This window comes from Pseudomonas sp. HD6515 (assembly GCF_024971855.1).
In the GTDB taxonomy this organism is placed as follows: Bacteria; Pseudomonadota; Gammaproteobacteria; order Pseudomonadales; family Pseudomonadaceae; genus Aquipseudomonas; species Aquipseudomonas alloputida.
Genome location: NZ_CP079827.1, coordinates 1,262,582 through 1,280,201, shown reverse-complemented (window position 1 = coordinate 1,280,201; position 17,620 = coordinate 1,262,582). Strand labels below are relative to the sequence as shown.

The window sequence follows — 17,620 nt, the reverse complement described above, 5'->3', positions numbered from 1 at the left end:
CACCAGCAATCAGAGCAGCGAACGGCCCTTGTTGGCGGCAATGCGCATACGCAGTGCATTGAGCTTGATGAAGCCAGCAGCATCTGCCTGGTTGTAGGCACCACCATCTTCTTCAAAGGTGGCGATGTTGGCATCGAACAGCGAATCGTCCGACTTGCGGCCAACCACGGTCACATTGCCCTTGTACAGTTTCAGGCGCACCACACCATTCACGTTGACCTGCGAAGCATCGATCATCTGCTGCAGCATCAGACGCTCCGGGCTCCACCAGTAGCCGGTGTAGATCAGGCTGGCATACTTTGGCATCAGCTCATCTTTCAGGTGAGCGACTTCGCGGTCCAGGGTGATCGACTCGATGGCACGGTGTGCCTTGAGCATGATGGTACCGCCAGGCGTTTCGTAGCAACCGCGCGACTTCATGCCGACGTAACGGTTTTCGACGATGTCCAGACGGCCGATGCCGTTGGCACCACCGATACGGTTCAGGTCTGCCAGGACGGTGGCCGGGGATTTCTCGACGCCGTCGATGGCAACGATGTCACCATTGCGGTAGGTCAGCTCGATGTAGGTAGCCTGGTCCGGGGCGTTCTCAGGCGAGACACTCCAGCGCCACATGTCTTCTTCGTGCTCGGTCCAGGTATCTTCCAGGACACCGCCTTCGTAGGAGATGTGCAGCAGGTTGGCGTCCATCGAGTACGGCGACTTCTTCTTGCCGTGGCGCTCGATCGGGATGCCGTGCTTCTCGGCGTAGTCCATCAGCTTTTCGCGGGACAGCAGGTCCCACTCACGCCATGGGGCGATGACCTTGACGCCTGGCTTCAGGGCATAGGCACCCAGCTCGAAGCGCACCTGGTCGTTACCCTTGCCGGTGGCGCCATGGGAAATGGCGTCAGCGCCGGTTTCGTTGGCGATTTCGATCAGGCGCTTGGCGATCAGCGGACGGGCGATGGAAGTACCCAGCAGGTACTCGCCTTCGTAGACGGTGTTGGCGCGGAACATCGGGAACACGAAATCACGCACGAATTCTTCGCGCAGGTCGTCGATGTAGATCTCTTTAACGCCCATTGCCTGGGCCTTGGCACGGGCCGGTTCGACCTCTTCGCCCTGCCCCAGGTCAGCAGTGAAGGTCACCACTTCGCAGTTGTAGGTATCCTGCAGCCACTTGAGAATCACCGAAGTATCAAGGCCGCCGGAATACGCCAGTACGACCTTTTTTACGTCCGCCATGCCATCACTCCACGGGGTTGTACGGAAAGGGACCGATTCTACCGGCGTTGCGGATAAATTTACAGTGGGGCGACAGCTTCTGACGACAAAGCGACAGGAACTTTCGTAGGGGCGACGGGCGGTCGGTTGCGGGATGTGGCATGAGGACCATGGAGGGGCGTCGAGCCGCAGCGTGCATGCCTTGAGGAGTTCAGCGCCTGTGAGATCGAGCGCCGCCAGGTGTCCGCCTCGACACATTCTGCGCCTGTGAGACCGAGCGCCGCCAGGTGTCCGCCTCGACACATTCTGCGCCTGTGAGATCGAGCGCCGCCAGGTGTCCGCCTCGACACATTCTACGCCTGCGAGATCGAGCGCCGCCAGGTGTCCGCCTCGACACATTCTACGCCTGCGAGACCGAGCGCCGCCAGGTGTCCGCCTCGACACATTCTGCGCCTGTGAGACCGAGCGCCGCCAGGTGTCCGCCTCGACACATTCTGCGCCTGCGAGACCGAGCGCCGCCAGGTGTCCGTCTCGACGCATTCTGCGCCTGTGAGTCGAGCGCCGCCAGGTGTCCGCCTCGACACATTCTGCGCCTGTGAGACCGAGCGCCGCCCGCGCGGCGCTTCGCGGGTAAACCCGCTCCTACGTTTGTTTCGGGCCAATTATGCCTGTGGGATTCGCGCGCGAACGCCTTGGTGCCTATCTCGATATCGCGTCGTACCAACAAGGCGGTCGCGCGCGCCAGGCACAGGATGGACTGGCCCGAAACAAACGTAGGAGCGGGTTTACCCGCGAAGCGCCGCGCGGGCGGCGCTCGATCTCACAGGCGCTGAAAATGTTGTGACGAACCCCTGGCGGCCTTGATGCGAGCCCATGACATGCACCGACCAGATCTCAGGGCGCCTTCGCCCCCGGGACGCCCGAGGCAGGTGCAACAACCGGCGCCGCTTGCTCAACCGGCTTTTCCACCGGTTTCTCAACCACCGCCACCCGATCCAGCTCGATATTCACCCGCCGATTACGCGCCCGATTCGACGCACTGTTGTTCTTCGCGAGCGGATAACGTTCGCCATGGAAGCGCACAGTGATCTGCTCCTCCGGCACACCGTTAGCCTTGAAGTAATCGGCAACGGCCAATGCGCGGCGGCGTGACAGGTCGCGGTTGGCCAGGCGGTTGCCACTGTTGTCGGAATGCCCATTGAGCTCGACATGATTCACCGTCGGGTCGGCTTTCATGTAATCGAGGATCACGTCCAGCCGCGCCTTGGCTGCTGCATCCAGCTCGATACCGCCCCCGGGGAAACCCACCTGGGTCTGGCGCACCTGGTCGTAGTTCATCGGCAACAGCTTGCCAGCACAGACCTGATAGTCATTGTAGGCTTTGGCGAAGCTGACCGGCAGCACACGCACCTCCATCGGCCTGCCCGCCTCACCGGTGTAGTTGCGCACGACGGTGCTACGCCCGTCGAGCAAGCCGTTGATCAGCCGGCTGGCCTGCCCTTGGGAGGAGCTGAACAGCACGCCACTGCGGGCCATACGCACATTGCCCAGGTTGATATCGCCACGCCCAGGTTGCCACGGCGCTGCCGCAGCCAGCAGGCTGGCGGTGCCGGCACCCAGTACGTTGCTGTCCGACCGCAGCTGGAACACCGGCTGCTCGCCTGCCCGACGCACGAACGTACCGCTGCCGAAACCTTCGATCGGCTGGCTCAGACGGCACTCGAACTGGTCACCCTCGACCTTCCAGGCAATGTTCTCCATGCGCGTCTGGAAAGTCAGTGCGCCGGCCGGCAGGCTGGCGAACAGGGTCAACAGGGCTAGGTAACGCTGGCGCACGGGCGGCTCCACAAATTCTGACGGCTTACCTGCAGGCTATCGGACGCTGTCCGGAAAACTTGATAGCCGTGCTCGCCCCGGGGTTTTCCGGTAGGATTGGGGCTTGAGTTCGACCCGCCTGGAATCCCCAATGTCCGATCGCCTGACCCTCCTGCGCCCCGACGACTGGCACATCCATCTGCGCGATGGTGCCGTCCTGCCCCACACCGTTGGCGACGTGGCGCGTACCTTCGCCCGTGCCATCATCATGCCCAACCTCGTGCCGCCGGTGCGCAATGCCACCGAGGCCGGCGCCTACCGTGAGCGCATTCTGGCTGCCCGCCCGGCCGGCAGCCGCTTCGAGCCGCTGATGGTGCTGTACCTCACCGACAACATCAGCCCCGAGGACATCCGCGCGGCCAAGGCCAGCGGTTTCGTGTACGCCGCCAAGTTGTACCCGGCCGGCGCCACCACCAACTCCGATTCCGGCGTGACCAACATCGACAACATCTTCCCGGCCATAGAGGCAATGGCGGAAGTGGGCATGCCGCTGCTGGTGCATGGCGAAGTGACCCGCAGCGAGATCGACGTGTTCGACCGCGAGAAGCGCTTCATCGACGAGCACATGCGCCGTGTGGTCGAGCGCTTCCCGACGCTGAAAGTGGTGTTCGAACACATCACCACCAGCGATGCCGCGCAGTTCGTCACCGAGGCCCCGGCCAACGTGGGTGCGACCATCACCGCCCAGCACCTGCTGTACAACCGCAACCACATGCTGGTCGGCGGCATTCGCCCGCACTTCTACTGCCTGCCGATCCTCAAGCGCAACACCCACCAGGTGGCCTTGCTGGACGCAGCCACCAGCGGCAATCCGAAGTTCTTCCTCGGCACCGACTCGGCACCTCATGCCCGTCACGCCAAGGAAGCAGCCTGCGGTTGCGCGGGTTGCTACACCGCCTATGCGGCCATCGAGATGTACGCCGAAGCGTTCGAGCAGCGTAACGCGCTGGACAAGCTGGAAGGCTTCGCCAGCCTGCACGGCCCGGCCTTCTATGGCCTGCCGGCGAACACCGACACCATTACCCTGGTCCGCGAAGAATGGACCGCTCCGGAAAGCCTGCCATTTGGCGAGCAAACCGTAGTCCCGCTGCGCGCTGGCGAAAAACTGCGCTGGCGCCTGCTGGAGAAAAACGCGTGAGCGAAGACCTTTACGAAGACGACCTGGACACCCAAGGCAGCAGCGGTCCTCGCCATCCGATGGCTGAGCGCTTCCGCGGCTATCTGCCGGTCGTGGTGGATGTTGAAACCGGTGGTTTCAACAGCGCTACCGATGCATTGCTGGAAATTGCCGCCGTCACCATCGGCATGGACGAGAAAGGCTTCCTGTTCCCCGAACATACCTACTTCCACCGCGTGGAGCCGTTCGAGGGCGCCAACATCGAGCCGGCCGCACTTGAGTTCACCGGGATCAAGCTGGACCACCCGCTGCGCATGGCGGTCAGCGAGGAAAGCGCGATGACCGACATCTTCCGCGGCGTGCGCAAGGCACTCAAGGCCAACGGCTGCAAGCGGGCGATTCTGGTCGGCCACAACAGCAGCTTCGACCTGGGTTTCCTCAATGCAGCAGTGGCGCGCAATGACCTGAAGCGCAACCCGTTCCACCCGTTCTCCAGCTTCGACACCGCCACCCTGGCGGGCCTGGCGTATGGCCAGACCGTGCTGGCACGAGCCTGCCAGAGCGCCGACATCGACTTCGACGGGCGTGAGGCGCACTCGGCACGTTATGACACCGAGAAAACCGCTGAGCTGTTCTGCGGCATCGTCAACCGCTGGAAAGAAATGGGCGGCTGGCGCGATTTCAACGATTGATCTGCCAAAAGCATTCGCGAGCGCGTCCGTAAGAGACCTGCACAGTGAGGCATAAAAAAACCGGCCACGAAGGCCGGTTTTTTCATGCACGCAGCAATTACAGCTTGCCAGCGTTCTCGCTCAGGTAGGCAGCAACGCCTTCAGGCGAAGCGTTCATGCCCTTGTCGCCTTTTTTCCAGTTGGCAGGGCACACTTCGCCGTGCTCTTCGTGGAACTGCAGAGCGTCGACCAGACGCAGCAGCTCGTCCATGTTACGGCCCAGTGGCAGGTCGTTGACGATCTGCGAACGGACAACACCGTTGGTATCGATCAGGAAGGCACCACGGAAGGCCACGCCGCCTTCGGACTCGACGTCGTAGGCTTTGCAGATTTCGTGGGTCATGTCGGCAGCCAGGGTGTACTTCACCTGACCGATGCCGCCGTTGTTGACCGGGGTGTTACGCCAGGCGTTGTGGGTGAAGTGCGAGTCGATCGACACGCCGATCACTTCCACGTTGCGCGCCTGGAAGTCAGGGATGCGGTTGTCCAGGGCGATCAGCTCGGACGGGCAGACGAAGGTGAAGTCCAGCGGGTAGAAGAACACCAGGCCGTACTTGCCCTTGATGGCCGAGGCCAGGTTGAAGCTATCGACGATCTCGCCATTGCCCAGCACGGCCGGAACGGTGAAATCGGGGGCTTTCTTACCAACGAGTACGCTCATTGTAATCTCCTGATGAGGGTGAAAAACCGTTTGCCGGGCCAGACGGGCTTGCCCGACATCCAACAAAGGCCGACCATCATACACGGCTTCTCATGACAGGCCGACTCCGTCGACAAAGCGACCACCGGTCGCTCAAGCACAGCACCCTCAGAAAGATCTTTGACAAGCATTCTCATTAACATTAAGCTCCAACCCATCGACCCAACCAGCGATGGTCAGCCCTTATGTATGTGTGTCTTTGTGTCGGCGTTACCGACGGACAGATCCGCGATGCGATCTATGAAGGATGCTGCAGTTACAAGGAAGTGCGAGCCGCCACCAATGTCGCCAGCCAGTGTGGGAAATGCGCCTGCGTGGCCAAGCAGGTGGTCCGCGAGACCCTGACCGAGCTTCAGGTCAGCCAGGCGGCCTTGCCCTACCCCGTCGAATTTACCGCTGCCTGAACGCAGAATTTCAAGAACCGGACCTGGTGTCCGGTTTTTTTATGCCCGCAATTCAACAAGTTAGCGTTGCAACGCGGTTCACAAACATTCTTATTCCTATTAATTTTCACTTAGTATTCAAGAACTTAGGTTTGACACACCTAAGTATCGGGCTCAAACTTCAGTGGATTGACACACTTCTACAGGGCAGGAACCCGACATGAAAGGCGACGTAAGCGTCATCCAGCATCTCAACAAGATCCTCGGAAACGAGCTGGTCGCGATCAACCAGTACTTCCTGCACGCACGCATGTACGAAGATTGGGGGCTGAACAAACTCGGCAAGCACGAGTACAAAGAATCCATCGATGAAATGAAGCACGCTGACAAACTGATCAAGCGTATTTTGTTTCTCGAAGGTATTCCTAACGTTCAGGACCTGGGCAAACTGCTGATCGGCGAGCACACCAAGGAAATGCTCGAGTGTGACCTGAAGATTGAACAGCAAGGCCTGGTCGACCTGAAGGCCGCCATCGCCCATTGTGAAACCGCTGGCGACTTCGGCTCGCGTGACGTGCTCGAAGATATCCTCGAGTCCGAGGAAGAACACATCGACTGGCTGGAAACCCAACTGGGGCTGATCGACAAGATCGGTATCGAGAACTACCTGCAGTCGCAGATGGGCGAAGAGTAACTATTCGCCCCATAAAAAAACCCGCTGATCGCGGGTTTTTTTATGCTTGCCGGAAGATCAGGCTTCAGAAGCCTTGGCCTTGGCAGCCGCTTCCTTGATCAGGGTTTGCAGCTCACCCTTCTCGAACATTTCCAGCATGATGTCGCTGCCGCCAACCAGCTCACCGGCTACCCACAGTTGCGGGAAGGTCGGCCAGTTGGCGTATTTTGGCAGGTTGGCGCGAATTTCCGGGTTCTGCAGGATGTCGACGTAGGCGAACTTTTCGCCACAACCCATCACGGCCTGCGATGCACGCGCAGAGAAGCCGCACTGCGGGGCATTCGGCGAGCCTTTCATGTAAAGCAGAATGGTGTTGTTGGCAATCTGCTCTTTGATCGTTTCGATGATATCCATGTAGCACCTCGGCTGAACTATCCGACACAGTCGTCGGCACGGTGTCGCATTGTATCGGAAAGCCGAGCGCCGTGCTCGGCCTTGCCGTTCCTCAAGCGGCCTCGACCTGCACGGGTACGCCATTGAGCGCAGCGTTTCCGGAAACCTGGTCCCGAAAGCGCTCATCGGTCAGGTCATTGGCACTCACGCCGGGTTGCGCCTGGGCGATCTGCAGGTGCACGCCCTGACGACCATGACCATAACCATGGGGCAAGCTGACCACACCGGGCATCATGTCCTCGCAGGCCTGCACCTCGACCTCCAGTGAGCCAGTACGCGAACGGATGCGCACGCGCTGGCCATCCTGCAGTTGCCGCTGCTGCAAATCTTGCGGGTGCATCAACAACTGATGCCGTGGCTTGCCTTTTACCAGGCGATGGAAGTTGTGCATCCACGAGTTGTTGCTGCGCACATGGCGGCGCCCGATCAGCAGCAGCTCGCCCGGCACTGGGGGCGTCATTCGCGCCAGGCGGTGCAAGTCGTCCAGCAAGACCTGAGGGGCTGCTTCGACAGCCTTGCTGGCGGTCGCCAAGCGCCCAGCGAGGTTGCTGCGTAACGGCCCCAGGTCAAGCCCGTGCGGGTGATCGTCCAGTGTTGCCAGGGAGAGCTGCCAAGGCGTTGCTTCACCATAGCGCCCTTTGCGCAGGGCTTGATCAATCATCTGCGCAGGCGACCAGGTCGGCTTCAACGCCAACTCGGCACGCTGGGCAAACGCCTGGGCCAGGCCGACAAAGATCTCCCAGTCATGCAGTGCCCCCTCCGGCTTGGCCAGGATCGCCCGGTTGAAGCGCGTGACATTGCGCACTGCCAGCAAGTTGAAGGTGCTGTCGTAATGGTCGTTCTCCAGCGCTGAGGTGGAGGGCAGGATCAAGTCGGCATGGCGGGTGGTTTCGTTGATGTAGAGATCGATACTGAGCATGAACTCCAAACCCTCCAGCGCCGTATCCAGCTGGCGGCCGTTAGGCGTGGACAACACAGGGTTACCGGCAACGGTCACCAGGGCCCGCACCTGCCCTTCGCCCGGTGTTTGCATTTCCTCGGCCAGGGCAGCCACCGGCAGCTCGCCGCCGTACTCGGGCAAACCCGACACACGGCTCTGCCAGGCGTTGAAATGGCCGCCCGAGGTGGTTGCCACCAGGTCGACGGCAGGCTCCGTGCACAACGCGCCGCCTGTGCGGTCGAGGTTGCCGGTCACCAGGTTCACAAGTTGCACCAGCCAGTGGCAAAGGGTACCGAATGCTTGGGTCGAGACGCCCATGCGGCCGTAGCACACGGCCTGCCCGGCAGCGGCGAAGTCGCGTGCCAGCTGGCGAATATCCGCTGCAGCAATACCACATTGGGCGCTCACGGCCTCGGCACTGAACGGCGCAATGGCCTCGCGCACCTGCTGCAGGCCGTTGACCGGCAAGTGCGAGACCCGTGCCAGGCCCTCTTCGAACAATGTGTTGAGCAAGCCGCACAACAGGGCTGCATCACCACCGGGGCGTATGAACAAATGGCTGTCAGCCATTGCCGCCGTTTCGCTACGCCGCGGGTCAACCACCACCAGGCGCCCACCACGCGCCCGCAGGGCCTTCAGGCGCTTCTCCACGTCCGGAACAGTCATGATGCTGCCATTGGAGGCCAGCGGGTTGCCGCCAAGAATCAGCATGAACCCCGTGTGGTCGATGTCCGGAATCGGCAGCAGCAGCCCATGCCCATACATCAAGTGGCTGACCAGGTGTTGGGGCAACTGGTCCACTGAAGTGGCTGAGAAACGGTTACGGGTCTTGAGCAGGCCCAGAAAGTAGTTGCTGTGGGTCATCAAGCCGTAATTGTGCACGCTCGGGTTGCCTTGGTAGACCGCCACGGCATTGCGCCCATGGGCTTGCTGGACCGCCCACAATTTTTCGGCTGCCAGTGCGAAAGCCTCATCCCAGCCAATGGCCTGCCAATGCTCGCCGACCCGCTTGTGGGGCTGGCGCAGGCGATCCGGGTCGTTCTGAATGTCCTGCAACGCCACGGCCTTGGGGCAGACATGGCCACGGCTGAACGGGTCCATGGGGTCGCCCTTGATCGAGCTGATCAGGGCCCGCCCGTCTTCCTCATGGCTGACTTCGATGTTGAGCCCGCAGATCGCTTCGCACAGGTGACAGGCACGGTGATGCAGGGTCTTGGTCATGGCCGCCTCTGCCTTGTTGTTGTCGAACAGTGACTATGCGCCCGCCCCCGCCCCGCGGCCAGTGCGCTTCGCCGCGTGAATCCACCGACATCAGGCGCACGATTTACGACAGCCATTTGCCAAATTGCCAGCAAGCCGTGTACAACCGTCTGTAGCAAATAAAGAACAGCACGGGCCAACGGGTAAAGACACCCTTTGCAATACCCTTTGCGATCACCCCGCTTTTCCCCTCTTGGCTTCAGGCGACATTTACTTATAGTATTGCGCCTTTCCCTATTTCGTCCGCCCCGTGCGGCTTACGCCGCAGGTCACCCCCGTTGTCAAAAAAACCATACGGTCGACCTGCATACCGTTGCAGATAAGGTAGTCACTCATGAGCGCTAGGCACTTTCTCTCCCTGCTGGACTTCACCACCGACGAATTGCTCGGGGTGATCCGCCGCGGCATCGAGCTGAAGGACCTGCGCAAGCGAGGCGTGCTGTTCGAACCGCTGAAGAACCGTGTGCTGGGCATGATCTTCGAAAAGTCCTCGACCCGTACCCGCGTGTCGTTCGAGGCCGGCATGATCCAGCTCGGCGGCCAGGCCATCTTCCTGTCGCCCCGCGACACCCAGCTGGGCCGCGGCGAGCCGATTGGTGACAGCGCCATCGTGCTGTCGAGCATGGTTGATGTGGTGATGATCCGGACCCACGCCCACAGCACCCTGACCGAGTTCGCCGCCAAGTCGCGTGTGCCCGTGATCAACGGCCTGTCCGACGAATCGCACCCGTGCCAACTGCTGGCCGACATGCAGACCTTCGTTGAACACCGCGGCTCGATTCAGGGCAAGACCGTGACCTGGATCGGCGATGGCTTCAACATGTGCAACTCCTATATCGAAGCCGCCAGGCAGTTCGATTTCCAGCTGCGCATCGCCTGCCCCGAAGGCTATGAGCCGGATCAACGCTTCATGGCACTGGGCGGTGACCGCGTGCAGATCATCCGGGATGCCAGGGAAGCTGTGCGTGATGCACACCTGGTGGTCACCGATGTCTGGACTTCCATGGGTCAGGAGGAGGAAACTGCACGGCGCCTGGCGCATTTCGCGCCTTACCAGGTCACCCGCGAACTGCTCGACCTGGCTGCACCCGATGTCCTCTTCATGCACTGCCTGCCCGCCCACCGTGGCGAGGAAATCAGCCAGGACCTGCTCGACGACCCACGTTCGGTCGCCTGGGACGAAGCTGAAAACCGCCTGCATGCACAGAAGGCGCTTCTCGAATTCCTTGTAGAACCGGCTTACCACCACGCATGAGTCAACCCCTACTGCTCAACCTGCGCAACCTCGCCTGCGGCTATGGCGACCAGCGCATCGTCCAGAACCTCAACCTGCACCTGAACGCAGGCGACATCGGTTGCCTGCTGGGTTCATCCGGTTGTGGCAAGACCACCACCCTGCGTGCCATCGCCGGTTTCGAGCCGGTGCACGAAGGTGAAATCCACCTGGCCGGTGAGGTCATTTCCCGGGCTGGCTTCACCCTGGCTCCGGAAAAGCGCCGCATCGGCATGGTATTTCAGGACTACGCGCTATTCCCGCACCTGACCGTGGCGCAGAACATTGCCTTTGGTATCGCCAAACACCCACGCCAGGCCGCCGTCATCGAAGAGATGCTGGAGCTGGTCAAACTCGGCGGGCTGGGCGGGCGTTACCCGCATGAGCTGTCTGGCGGCCAGCAGCAACGTGTCGCCCTGGCCCGGGCGCTGGCGCCCGAGCCGCAACTGTTGCTGCTTGACGAGCCATTCTCCAACCTCGACGTGGAGCTGCGCCGGCGCCTGAGCCATGAGGTTCGCGATATTCTCAAAAGCCGCGGTACCAGCGCCATTCTGGTCACCCATGACCAGGAAGAAGCCTTTGCCGTCAGCGACCAGGTTGGCGTCTTCAAGGAAGGCCGCCTGGAACAGTGGGATACGCCCTATAACCTTTACCACGAACCGCAGACGCCATTCGTGGCGAGTTTCATCGGCCAGGGATACTTCATCCGTGGGCAAATGAGCAGCCACGAGGCAGTCAATACCGAAGTGGGTGAGCTGCGCGGTAACCGCGCCTACATCATGGCGCCGGGCAGTTCGGTGGATGTACTGCTGCGCCCGGATGATATCGTGCATGCACCTGGCAGCGCGCTCCTGGCAAACATCGTGGGCAAGAGTTTCCTTGGGGCATCCACGCTCTACCGCCTGCAGTTACCCACCGGCAGCCAGCTCGAAGCGATCTTCCCTAGCCATAACGACCACGAGGTCGGTGAGAATGTGGAGATTGCAGTGAAGGCCGATCACCTGGTGCTATTCCCGGTACCGGGTAGCGTTGCAGCACAGTTGCCACGCCAGGAGAATGGCGTGCGTCGATACAGTTCGGCGACTTGACTTCAGCGCCAGGGGGCCGCTTGGCGGCCCCCTGTTCTCAGCCTCGACCAATCCCGGCAAACGTGCCCTGCGTATACTCCGCCAGCACCGCCGCTGCCAACTCCACTTCCAGGCCACGCCTGCCGGCGCTGACATGGATAGTTGCAAAATTCTGCGCCGAGTCATCAATGAAGGTCCGCAGGCGCTTCTTCTGCCCCAGCGGGCTGATGCCACCCACCAGGTAACCGGTCGCCCGCTGCGCCGCCGCCGGGTCGGCCATCTCGCACTTCTTCACGCCGGCAGCATGGGCCAGGGCCTTGAGGTCCAGGGTACCCACCACAGGCACAACCGCTACCAGCAATTCCCCTTTCTCGCTGCTTGCCAGCAACGTCTTGAACACCTGTTGCGGGTCGAGCCCGAGCTTTTCTGCCGCCTCCAGGCCATACGACGCCGACTTCGGGTCATGTTCATAACTGTGCACACGATGCTCGGCACGGTGCTTCTTCAACAAGTCTAGGGCGGGGGTCATGCAAGGGCTCCAGTCAGGGACGACTCGGCGGCTACTTTAGGACAATTCCCACATCCCAGCCACCGCACCGCAATCGCGCGCGTCTAGTACAGGGATCAGCAGCTGATTCTAGCGACCATATCGTGACTGACCGTTCACTTTCGACCTTTGACATCAGCGTTTCTTGTCTATATTTTTTCGTTTCTGAATAAGCGGTGCACTTATAAGGTGCATTTCCTACATCACCCGGGGTCAATGGGGATAGACACCGGGTTTTGCTGTCGAGCGCCACGCGCCTCACAACAAAAAAAACGAGGTCATACATGACGACTGCTCTGCGCCAACCCACACTGTCCAGCCAATGCCTGGCCGAGTTTCTCGGCACCGCCCTGCTCATCTTCTTCGGTACCGGCTGCGTCGCCGCGCTCAAGGTGGCCGGCGCCAGCTTCGGGCTTTGGGAAATCAGTATCATCTGGGGCGTGGGCGTCAGCATGGCCATCTACCTCACCGCCGGTATTTCCGGTGCGCACCTGAACCCAGCCGTGAGTATCGCCCTCACACTGTTCGCAGGGTTCGACAAGCGCAAGCTGCCCTTCTACATGCTGGCCCAGGTATGCGGCGCATTCTGTGGCGCAGCACTGGTCTACACGCTATACAGCAATCTGTTCTTCGATTTCGAACAAGCCCACGCCATGCTGCGCGGTAGCGAAGGCAGCCTGGAGCTGGCCTCGGTGTTCTCCACCTACCCGCACCCGTCGCTGTCCACCAGCCAGGCGTTTCTGGTCGAAGTGGTGATCACTGCCATTCTGATGGCCGTGATCATGGCCCTGACCGACGACAACAACGGCCTGCCGCGCGGCGCCATGGCCCCGCTGCTGATCGGCCTGCTGATTGCAGTGATTGGCAGCGCCATGGGCCCATTGACTGGCTTTGCGATGAACCCGGCCCGCGATTTCGGGCCAAAACTCATGACCTTCCTGGCCGGTTGGGGCGAAATCGCCTTCACTGGCGGGCGGGATATTCCCTATTTCCTGGTTCCGGTATTTGCACCGATCCTTGGCGCCTGCTTGGGTGCAGCGAGCTATCGCGGCCTGATTGCACGCAACCTGCCAATGGCGCCTGCCGCGACCCCTGAGACAAATGACATTCGCCAGGGCGATACTCAAGCCAATTGATGCCGCCATCACGCACAGCCCTGACCCCCTATTCTTGCAAGGCCTACGACCATGACAGACACCCAGGATAAGAACTACATCATCGCCCTGGACCAGGGTACCACCAGCTCACGGGCGATCATTTTCGACCGTGACGCCAATGTTGTAGGTACCTCCCAGCGCGAGTTCGCACAGCATTACCCGCAGGCGGGCTGGGTCGAGCATGACCCGATGGAGATTTTCGCCACACAAAGCGCCACCATGGTCGAGGCCCTTGCCCAGGCGGGTATCAGCCACGCCCAGGTCGCTGCGCTGGGCATCACCAACCAACGCGAAACCACGGTGGTGTGGGACAAGGAAACCGGACGCCCGGTGTACAACGCCATTGTCTGGCAGTGCCGCCGCAGCACCGAGATTTGTGCCCAGCTCAAGCGTGACGGCCACGAAGGCTACATTCGTGAAACCACCGGCCTGGTTACCGACCCGTATTTCTCCGGCACCAAGCTGAAGTGGATCCTCGACAATGTCGACGGCGCCCGTGAACGCGCCGAGCGTGGCGAACTGCTGTTCGGCACCATCGACACCTGGCTGATCTGGAAGTTTACGGGTGGCAAGGTTCACGTCACCGACTACACCAACGCCTCCCGCACGCTGATGTTCAACATCCACAGCCTGCAGTGGGACGACAAGCTGCTGCAAATCCTGGGCATCCCGCGGCAAATGCTGCCTGAGGTGCGCCCATCTTCGGAAGTGTACGGCCACACCAAGAGCGGCATTGCCATTGCCGGTATCGCCGGCGACCAGCAGTCGGCACTGTTCGGCCAGATGTGCGTTGAGCCGGGTCAAGCCAAGAATACCTACGGCACCGGCTGCTTCCTGTTGATGAACACGGGCGACCAGGCGGTGAAGTCATCCCACGGCCTGCTCACGACCATTGCCTGCGGCCCGCGTGGTGAGGTGGCCTATGCACTGGAAGGTGCGGTATTCAATGGTGGCTCTACCGTGCAATGGTTGCGTGACGAACTGAAGATCGTCAACGACGCCCTGGATACCGAGTATTTCGCCAGCAAGGTCAAGGACAGCAACGGCGTGTACCTGGTGCCCGCCTTTACCGGCCTGGGTGCCCCGTATTGGGACCCGTATGCCCGCGGTGCATTGTTCGGCCTGACACGTGGTGTAAAGGTGGACCACATCATTCGCGCCGCACTGGAGTCCATCGCCTACCAGACCCGCGATGTCCTCGACGCCATGCAGCAGGACTGTGGCCAGCGCTTGTCCGAGCTGCGCGTGGACGGTGGTGCAGTGGCCAACAACTTCCTCATGCAGTTCCAGGCCGACATCCTCGGCACCTGCGTCGAGCGGCCGCAGATGCGCGAAACCACGGCGCTGGGCGCCGCCTATCTGGCAGGCCTGGCCTGTGGCTTCTGGAGTGGCCTGGACGAGCTGCGCGACAAGGCGATCATCGAGCGTGAGTTCAGCCCGCAGTTGGACGAAACGCAGAAAGAAAAGCTGTATGCCGGCTGGAAGAAGGCGGTCGAGCGTACCCGTGATTGGGAAGATCACGAGGCATGATAGCTGTTGGGGCCGCCATGCGGCCCCAATCGTCCACTGGCCGTCATCCCCTTCCTACGGCATCATTGCAGAATTTGTCCGGCAGCCCCAAAGGACCGCCCATGAATCTGCCCCCTCGCCAACAACAAATCCTCGAACTGGTACGCGAACGCGGCTATGTCAGTATCGAGGAAATGGCGCAGCTGTTCGTTGTCACTCCCCAGACCATCCGACGCGACATCAACCAGCTTGCCGAGCTCAACCTGCTGCGTCGTTATCACGGCGGCGCGGCTTACGATTCGAGCATCGAGAACACCGCCTACGCCATGCGTGCCGACCAGATGCGCGACGAAAAGCAGCGCATTGCCGACGCCGTAGCCCGGCAGATTCCCGACCATGCGTCGCTGTTCATCAACATCGGCACCACCACCGAATCGATCGCACGGGCGCTGCTCAACCACAACCACCTGAAAGTCATCACCAACAACTTGCACGTGGCGGCGATCCTGGCCGCCAAGGACGATTTCGAAGTGCTGGTGGCGGGTGGCACGGTACGCCGTGATGGTGGTGTAGTCGGCCAGGCCAGTGTCGATTTCATTAACCAGTTCAAGGTCGACTTCGCCCTGGTGGGCATCAGCGGTATCGACGAGGATGGCAGCCTGCTCGATTTCGACTATCAGGAAGTGCGGGTGTCGCAAGCCATCATCGCCAATGCCCGGCAAGTGATCCTCGCGGCCGATTCCAGCAAGTTCGGGCGCAATGCCATGGTGCGTCTGGGCTCGATCGACCTGGTCGACTGCCTGGTGACCGACCAGACACCAACCCCAACCCTGACCCAATTGTTGAACCAGAACAAGATCAGGCTTGAGGTGGTTTGAGGGCTGGTGGGTGCATGCCGCCAGATGTGTGGCGGCCGTGAGATCAAGTGCGGCCCGCGCGGCGCATCGCGAACGTGGCTCGCGCCTGCATCGGTTTCGGGCCAGTTATGCCTGAGACAGCGCCCCCCCCATAACCAAAGCCACCCCCTAAATTTTCGGAAATGTTCACTTCGTTGTCATTTGATCAGTTTTTTCTATAGAGACTGACTGGCGACCGGCTTTCTGTTGCGCTAATATTTTCGCAAACGAACATCAATGTTCATATTCGATGTGAACAGCCCCAGGAGGCCTTGCCCGTGTCCCAGCCAGTTTCGTCCCAGCCCCCAACAGCCGACTGCTATGACCTTGTCGTGATCGGCGGTGGCATCAATGGCGTGGGCATCGCTGCCGACGCCGCTGGTCGCGGCTTGAAGGTCTTCCTTTGCGAAAAAGACGACCTGGCCCAACACACGTCGTCAGCCAGCAGCAAACTGATTCACGGTGGCCTGCGCTACCTGGAGCACTACGAGTTTCGCCTCGTACGCGAGGCCTTGGCTGAACGCGAAGTGCTGCTGGCCAAGGCCCCGCACATCGTCAAACCTATGCGCTTCGTGCTTCCGCACCGCCCGCACCTGCGCCCTGCATGGATGATCCGCGCCGGCCTGTTCCTCTACGACCACCTGGGCAAGCGCAAGCGCCTGGGCGCCTCGCGTAGCCTGCGCTTCGGCCCGGGCTACCCGCTGAAGCCGGCAATCACCCGCGGCTTCGAATACGCCGACTGCGCTGTCGATGACGCCCGCCTGGTAGTACTCAACGCCATGGCGGCCCGTGAGCTGGGCGCACACATCCACACCCGCACCCGCTGCTTGCGCGCCGAACGTGTAGAGGGCTTGTGGCAGGTAGAGCTGCAGCACGCCGACGGCAGCCTCCAGACGATCCATACCCGCGCGCTGGTCAACGCTGCCGGCCCGTGGGTGGCCAGCTTCATCAAGGACGACCTCAAGCTCGATGCGCCTTACGGCATCCGCCTGATCCAGGGCAGCCACATTATCGTGCCGCGCCTGTATGAAGGTGAACATGCCTACATTCTGCAGAATGAAGACCAGCGCATCGTCTTCTGCATCCCGTACCTGGACCGCTTTACCCTGATCGGCACCACTGACCGGGAATACAGCGGCGACCCGGCCGCGGTCGCCATTACCGAGCAGGAAACACATTACCTGTTGAAGGTCGTCAACGAGCACTTCAACCACCAACTGAGCCAAGCCGACATCCTGCATACCTACTCCGGCGTTCGGCCGCTGTGCAACGACGAGTCGGACAACCCTTCGGCGGTGACCCGGGACTACACACTCGCCCTTTCGGCAGAAGCTGGCCAGGCACCGCTGCTGTCGGTGTTCGGTGGCAAGCTCACCACCTACCGCAAGCTGGCCGAATCGGCCATGGCTGAACTCAAGCCCTTCTTCACCCAGATGCGCGGCCCCTGGACCGCCAGTGCGCCACTGCCGGGCGCAGAGGGCATGACAACGGTACAGGCGCTGATCGATGCCGTACTGGCACGTTGCGGCTGGTTGCCTGTAGACCTGGCCAAACGCTGGGTGCTCACCTATGGCAGCCGTGTGTGGCGACTGCTCGATGGCGTTCACGGCCCCGAAGACCTCGGGCAGGCTATAGGGGCCGGGCTGTTCACCCGCGAGGTGGACTACCTGCTGGAAGAGGAATGGGCAGAGCAAACCGCTGACATTATCTGGCGTCGCACCAAGCTGGGCCTGTCGCTGACCGCACAGGAGCAGATGGCCCTGGAGGCGTATCTGCAGCAAGCCCGCAAGGTGCGCGCGAATAGCCGCGCAGCCTGATACCGACGGTGAAGCC

Annotated in this window: 16 protein-coding genes; 10 read left to right on the top strand and 6 right to left on the bottom strand. The window is 61.2% G+C overall.

Going from position 1 to position 17,620, the window contains the following annotated elements; all coding sequences use genetic code 11:
- Positions 1-9 precede the first annotated feature (9 nt).
- Both KW568_RS05890 and KW568_RS05885 read right to left on the bottom strand, forming a co-directional pair.
- Positions 10-1,227: an argininosuccinate synthase gene (locus KW568_RS05890; RefSeq protein WP_003254941.1), complete on the bottom strand. Its 1,218-nt coding sequence runs from the start codon at positions 1,225-1,227 to the stop codon at positions 10-12.
- A gap of 873 nt (positions 1,228-2,100) precedes the next feature.
- Complete coding sequence (locus KW568_RS05885; RefSeq protein WP_004575662.1) at positions 2,101-3,042, bottom strand: OmpA family protein; 942 nt, start codon at positions 3,040-3,042, stop codon at positions 2,101-2,103.
- A gap of 130 nt (positions 3,043-3,172) precedes the next feature.
- On the opposite strand from KW568_RS05885, the gene pyrC reads away from it, so the two are divergent.
- Together pyrC and rnt are read left to right on the top strand one after the other, a co-directional pair.
- A complete protein-coding gene (pyrC, locus tag KW568_RS05880; RefSeq protein WP_004575663.1) occupies positions 3,173-4,219 on the top strand; it encodes a dihydroorotase in 1,047 nt (348 codons plus the stop codon).
- Between the two features lie 59 nt (positions 4,220-4,278).
- Positions 4,279-4,890: a ribonuclease T gene (gene rnt / locus KW568_RS05875; protein ID WP_010952252.1), complete on the top strand. Its 612-nt coding sequence runs from the start codon at positions 4,279-4,281 to the stop codon at positions 4,888-4,890.
- Positions 4,891-4,987: 97 nt separating this feature from the next.
- Here the strand turns inward: rnt and KW568_RS05870 are convergent, their stop codons facing one another.
- Entirely contained in the window at positions 4,988-5,590 is a 603-nt protein-coding gene (locus KW568_RS05870) for a peroxiredoxin (RefSeq protein WP_003254945.1), read from the bottom strand.
- 224 nt (positions 5,591-5,814) lie between these two features.
- Between KW568_RS05870 and KW568_RS05865 the strand changes: the two genes are divergently transcribed.
- A complete protein-coding gene (locus tag KW568_RS05865) occupies positions 5,815-6,033 on the top strand; it encodes a bacterioferritin-associated ferredoxin (RefSeq protein ID WP_003254947.1) in 219 nt (72 codons plus the stop codon).
- Between the two features lie 199 nt (positions 6,034-6,232).
- On the top strand, positions 6,233-6,706 hold the full coding sequence (bfr, locus tag KW568_RS05860) for a bacterioferritin (RefSeq protein WP_003254948.1): 474 nt from the start codon (positions 6,233-6,235) through the stop codon (positions 6,704-6,706).
- A 57-nt stretch (positions 6,707-6,763) separates the two neighbouring features.
- Here bfr and grxD read toward each other — a convergent pair whose 3' ends face one another.
- Both grxD and KW568_RS05850 read right to left on the bottom strand, forming a co-directional pair.
- Positions 6,764-7,099: a Grx4 family monothiol glutaredoxin gene (gene grxD, locus KW568_RS05855; RefSeq protein WP_003254949.1), complete on the bottom strand. Its 336-nt coding sequence runs from the start codon at positions 7,097-7,099 to the stop codon at positions 6,764-6,766.
- 91 nt (positions 7,100-7,190) lie between these two features.
- On the bottom strand, positions 7,191-9,299 hold the full coding sequence (locus tag KW568_RS05850; protein WP_004575665.1) for a molybdopterin-dependent oxidoreductase: 2,109 nt from the start codon (positions 9,297-9,299) through the stop codon (positions 7,191-7,193).
- A 373-nt stretch (positions 9,300-9,672) separates the two neighbouring features.
- Here KW568_RS05850 and argF point away from each other — a divergent pair, with 373 nt between their 5' ends.
- Together argF and KW568_RS05840 are read left to right on the top strand one after the other, a co-directional pair.
- Positions 9,673-10,593: an ornithine carbamoyltransferase gene (argF, locus tag KW568_RS05845; protein ID WP_003254953.1), complete on the top strand. Its 921-nt coding sequence runs from the start codon at positions 9,673-9,675 to the stop codon at positions 10,591-10,593.
- Positions 10,590-11,699, top strand: a complete 1,110-nt coding sequence (locus KW568_RS05840; protein ID WP_003254955.1) for an ABC transporter ATP-binding protein — start codon at positions 10,590-10,592, stop codon at positions 11,697-11,699. The genes argF and KW568_RS05840 overlap by 4 nt, the downstream gene beginning before the upstream one ends.
- A gap of 37 nt (positions 11,700-11,736) precedes the next feature.
- Here KW568_RS05840 and ybaK read toward each other — a convergent pair whose 3' ends face one another.
- Positions 11,737-12,207: a Cys-tRNA(Pro) deacylase gene (gene ybaK, locus KW568_RS05835; protein ID WP_003254957.1), complete on the bottom strand. Its 471-nt coding sequence runs from the start codon at positions 12,205-12,207 to the stop codon at positions 11,737-11,739.
- A 302-nt stretch (positions 12,208-12,509) separates the two neighbouring features.
- On the opposite strand from ybaK, the gene KW568_RS05830 reads away from it, so the two are divergent.
- The 4 genes from KW568_RS05830 (at position 12,510) to glpD (ending at position 17,604) form a co-directional block, all read left to right on the top strand.
- Complete coding sequence (locus tag KW568_RS05830) at positions 12,510-13,361, top strand: MIP/aquaporin family protein (RefSeq protein WP_003254959.1); 852 nt, start codon at positions 12,510-12,512, stop codon at positions 13,359-13,361.
- Between the two features lie 51 nt (positions 13,362-13,412).
- On the top strand, positions 13,413-14,912 hold the full coding sequence (gene glpK / locus KW568_RS05825; RefSeq protein WP_004575666.1) for a glycerol kinase GlpK: 1,500 nt from the start codon (positions 13,413-13,415) through the stop codon (positions 14,910-14,912).
- 101 nt (positions 14,913-15,013) lie between these two features.
- Positions 15,014-15,769: a DNA-binding transcriptional repressor GlpR gene (glpR, locus tag KW568_RS05820; protein WP_003254962.1), complete on the top strand. Its 756-nt coding sequence runs from the start codon at positions 15,014-15,016 to the stop codon at positions 15,767-15,769.
- A 296-nt stretch (positions 15,770-16,065) separates the two neighbouring features.
- Entirely contained in the window at positions 16,066-17,604 is a 1,539-nt protein-coding gene (gene glpD, locus KW568_RS05815) for a glycerol-3-phosphate dehydrogenase (RefSeq protein ID WP_003254964.1), read from the top strand.
- The last annotated feature ends 16 nt before the right edge of the window (positions 17,605-17,620 follow it).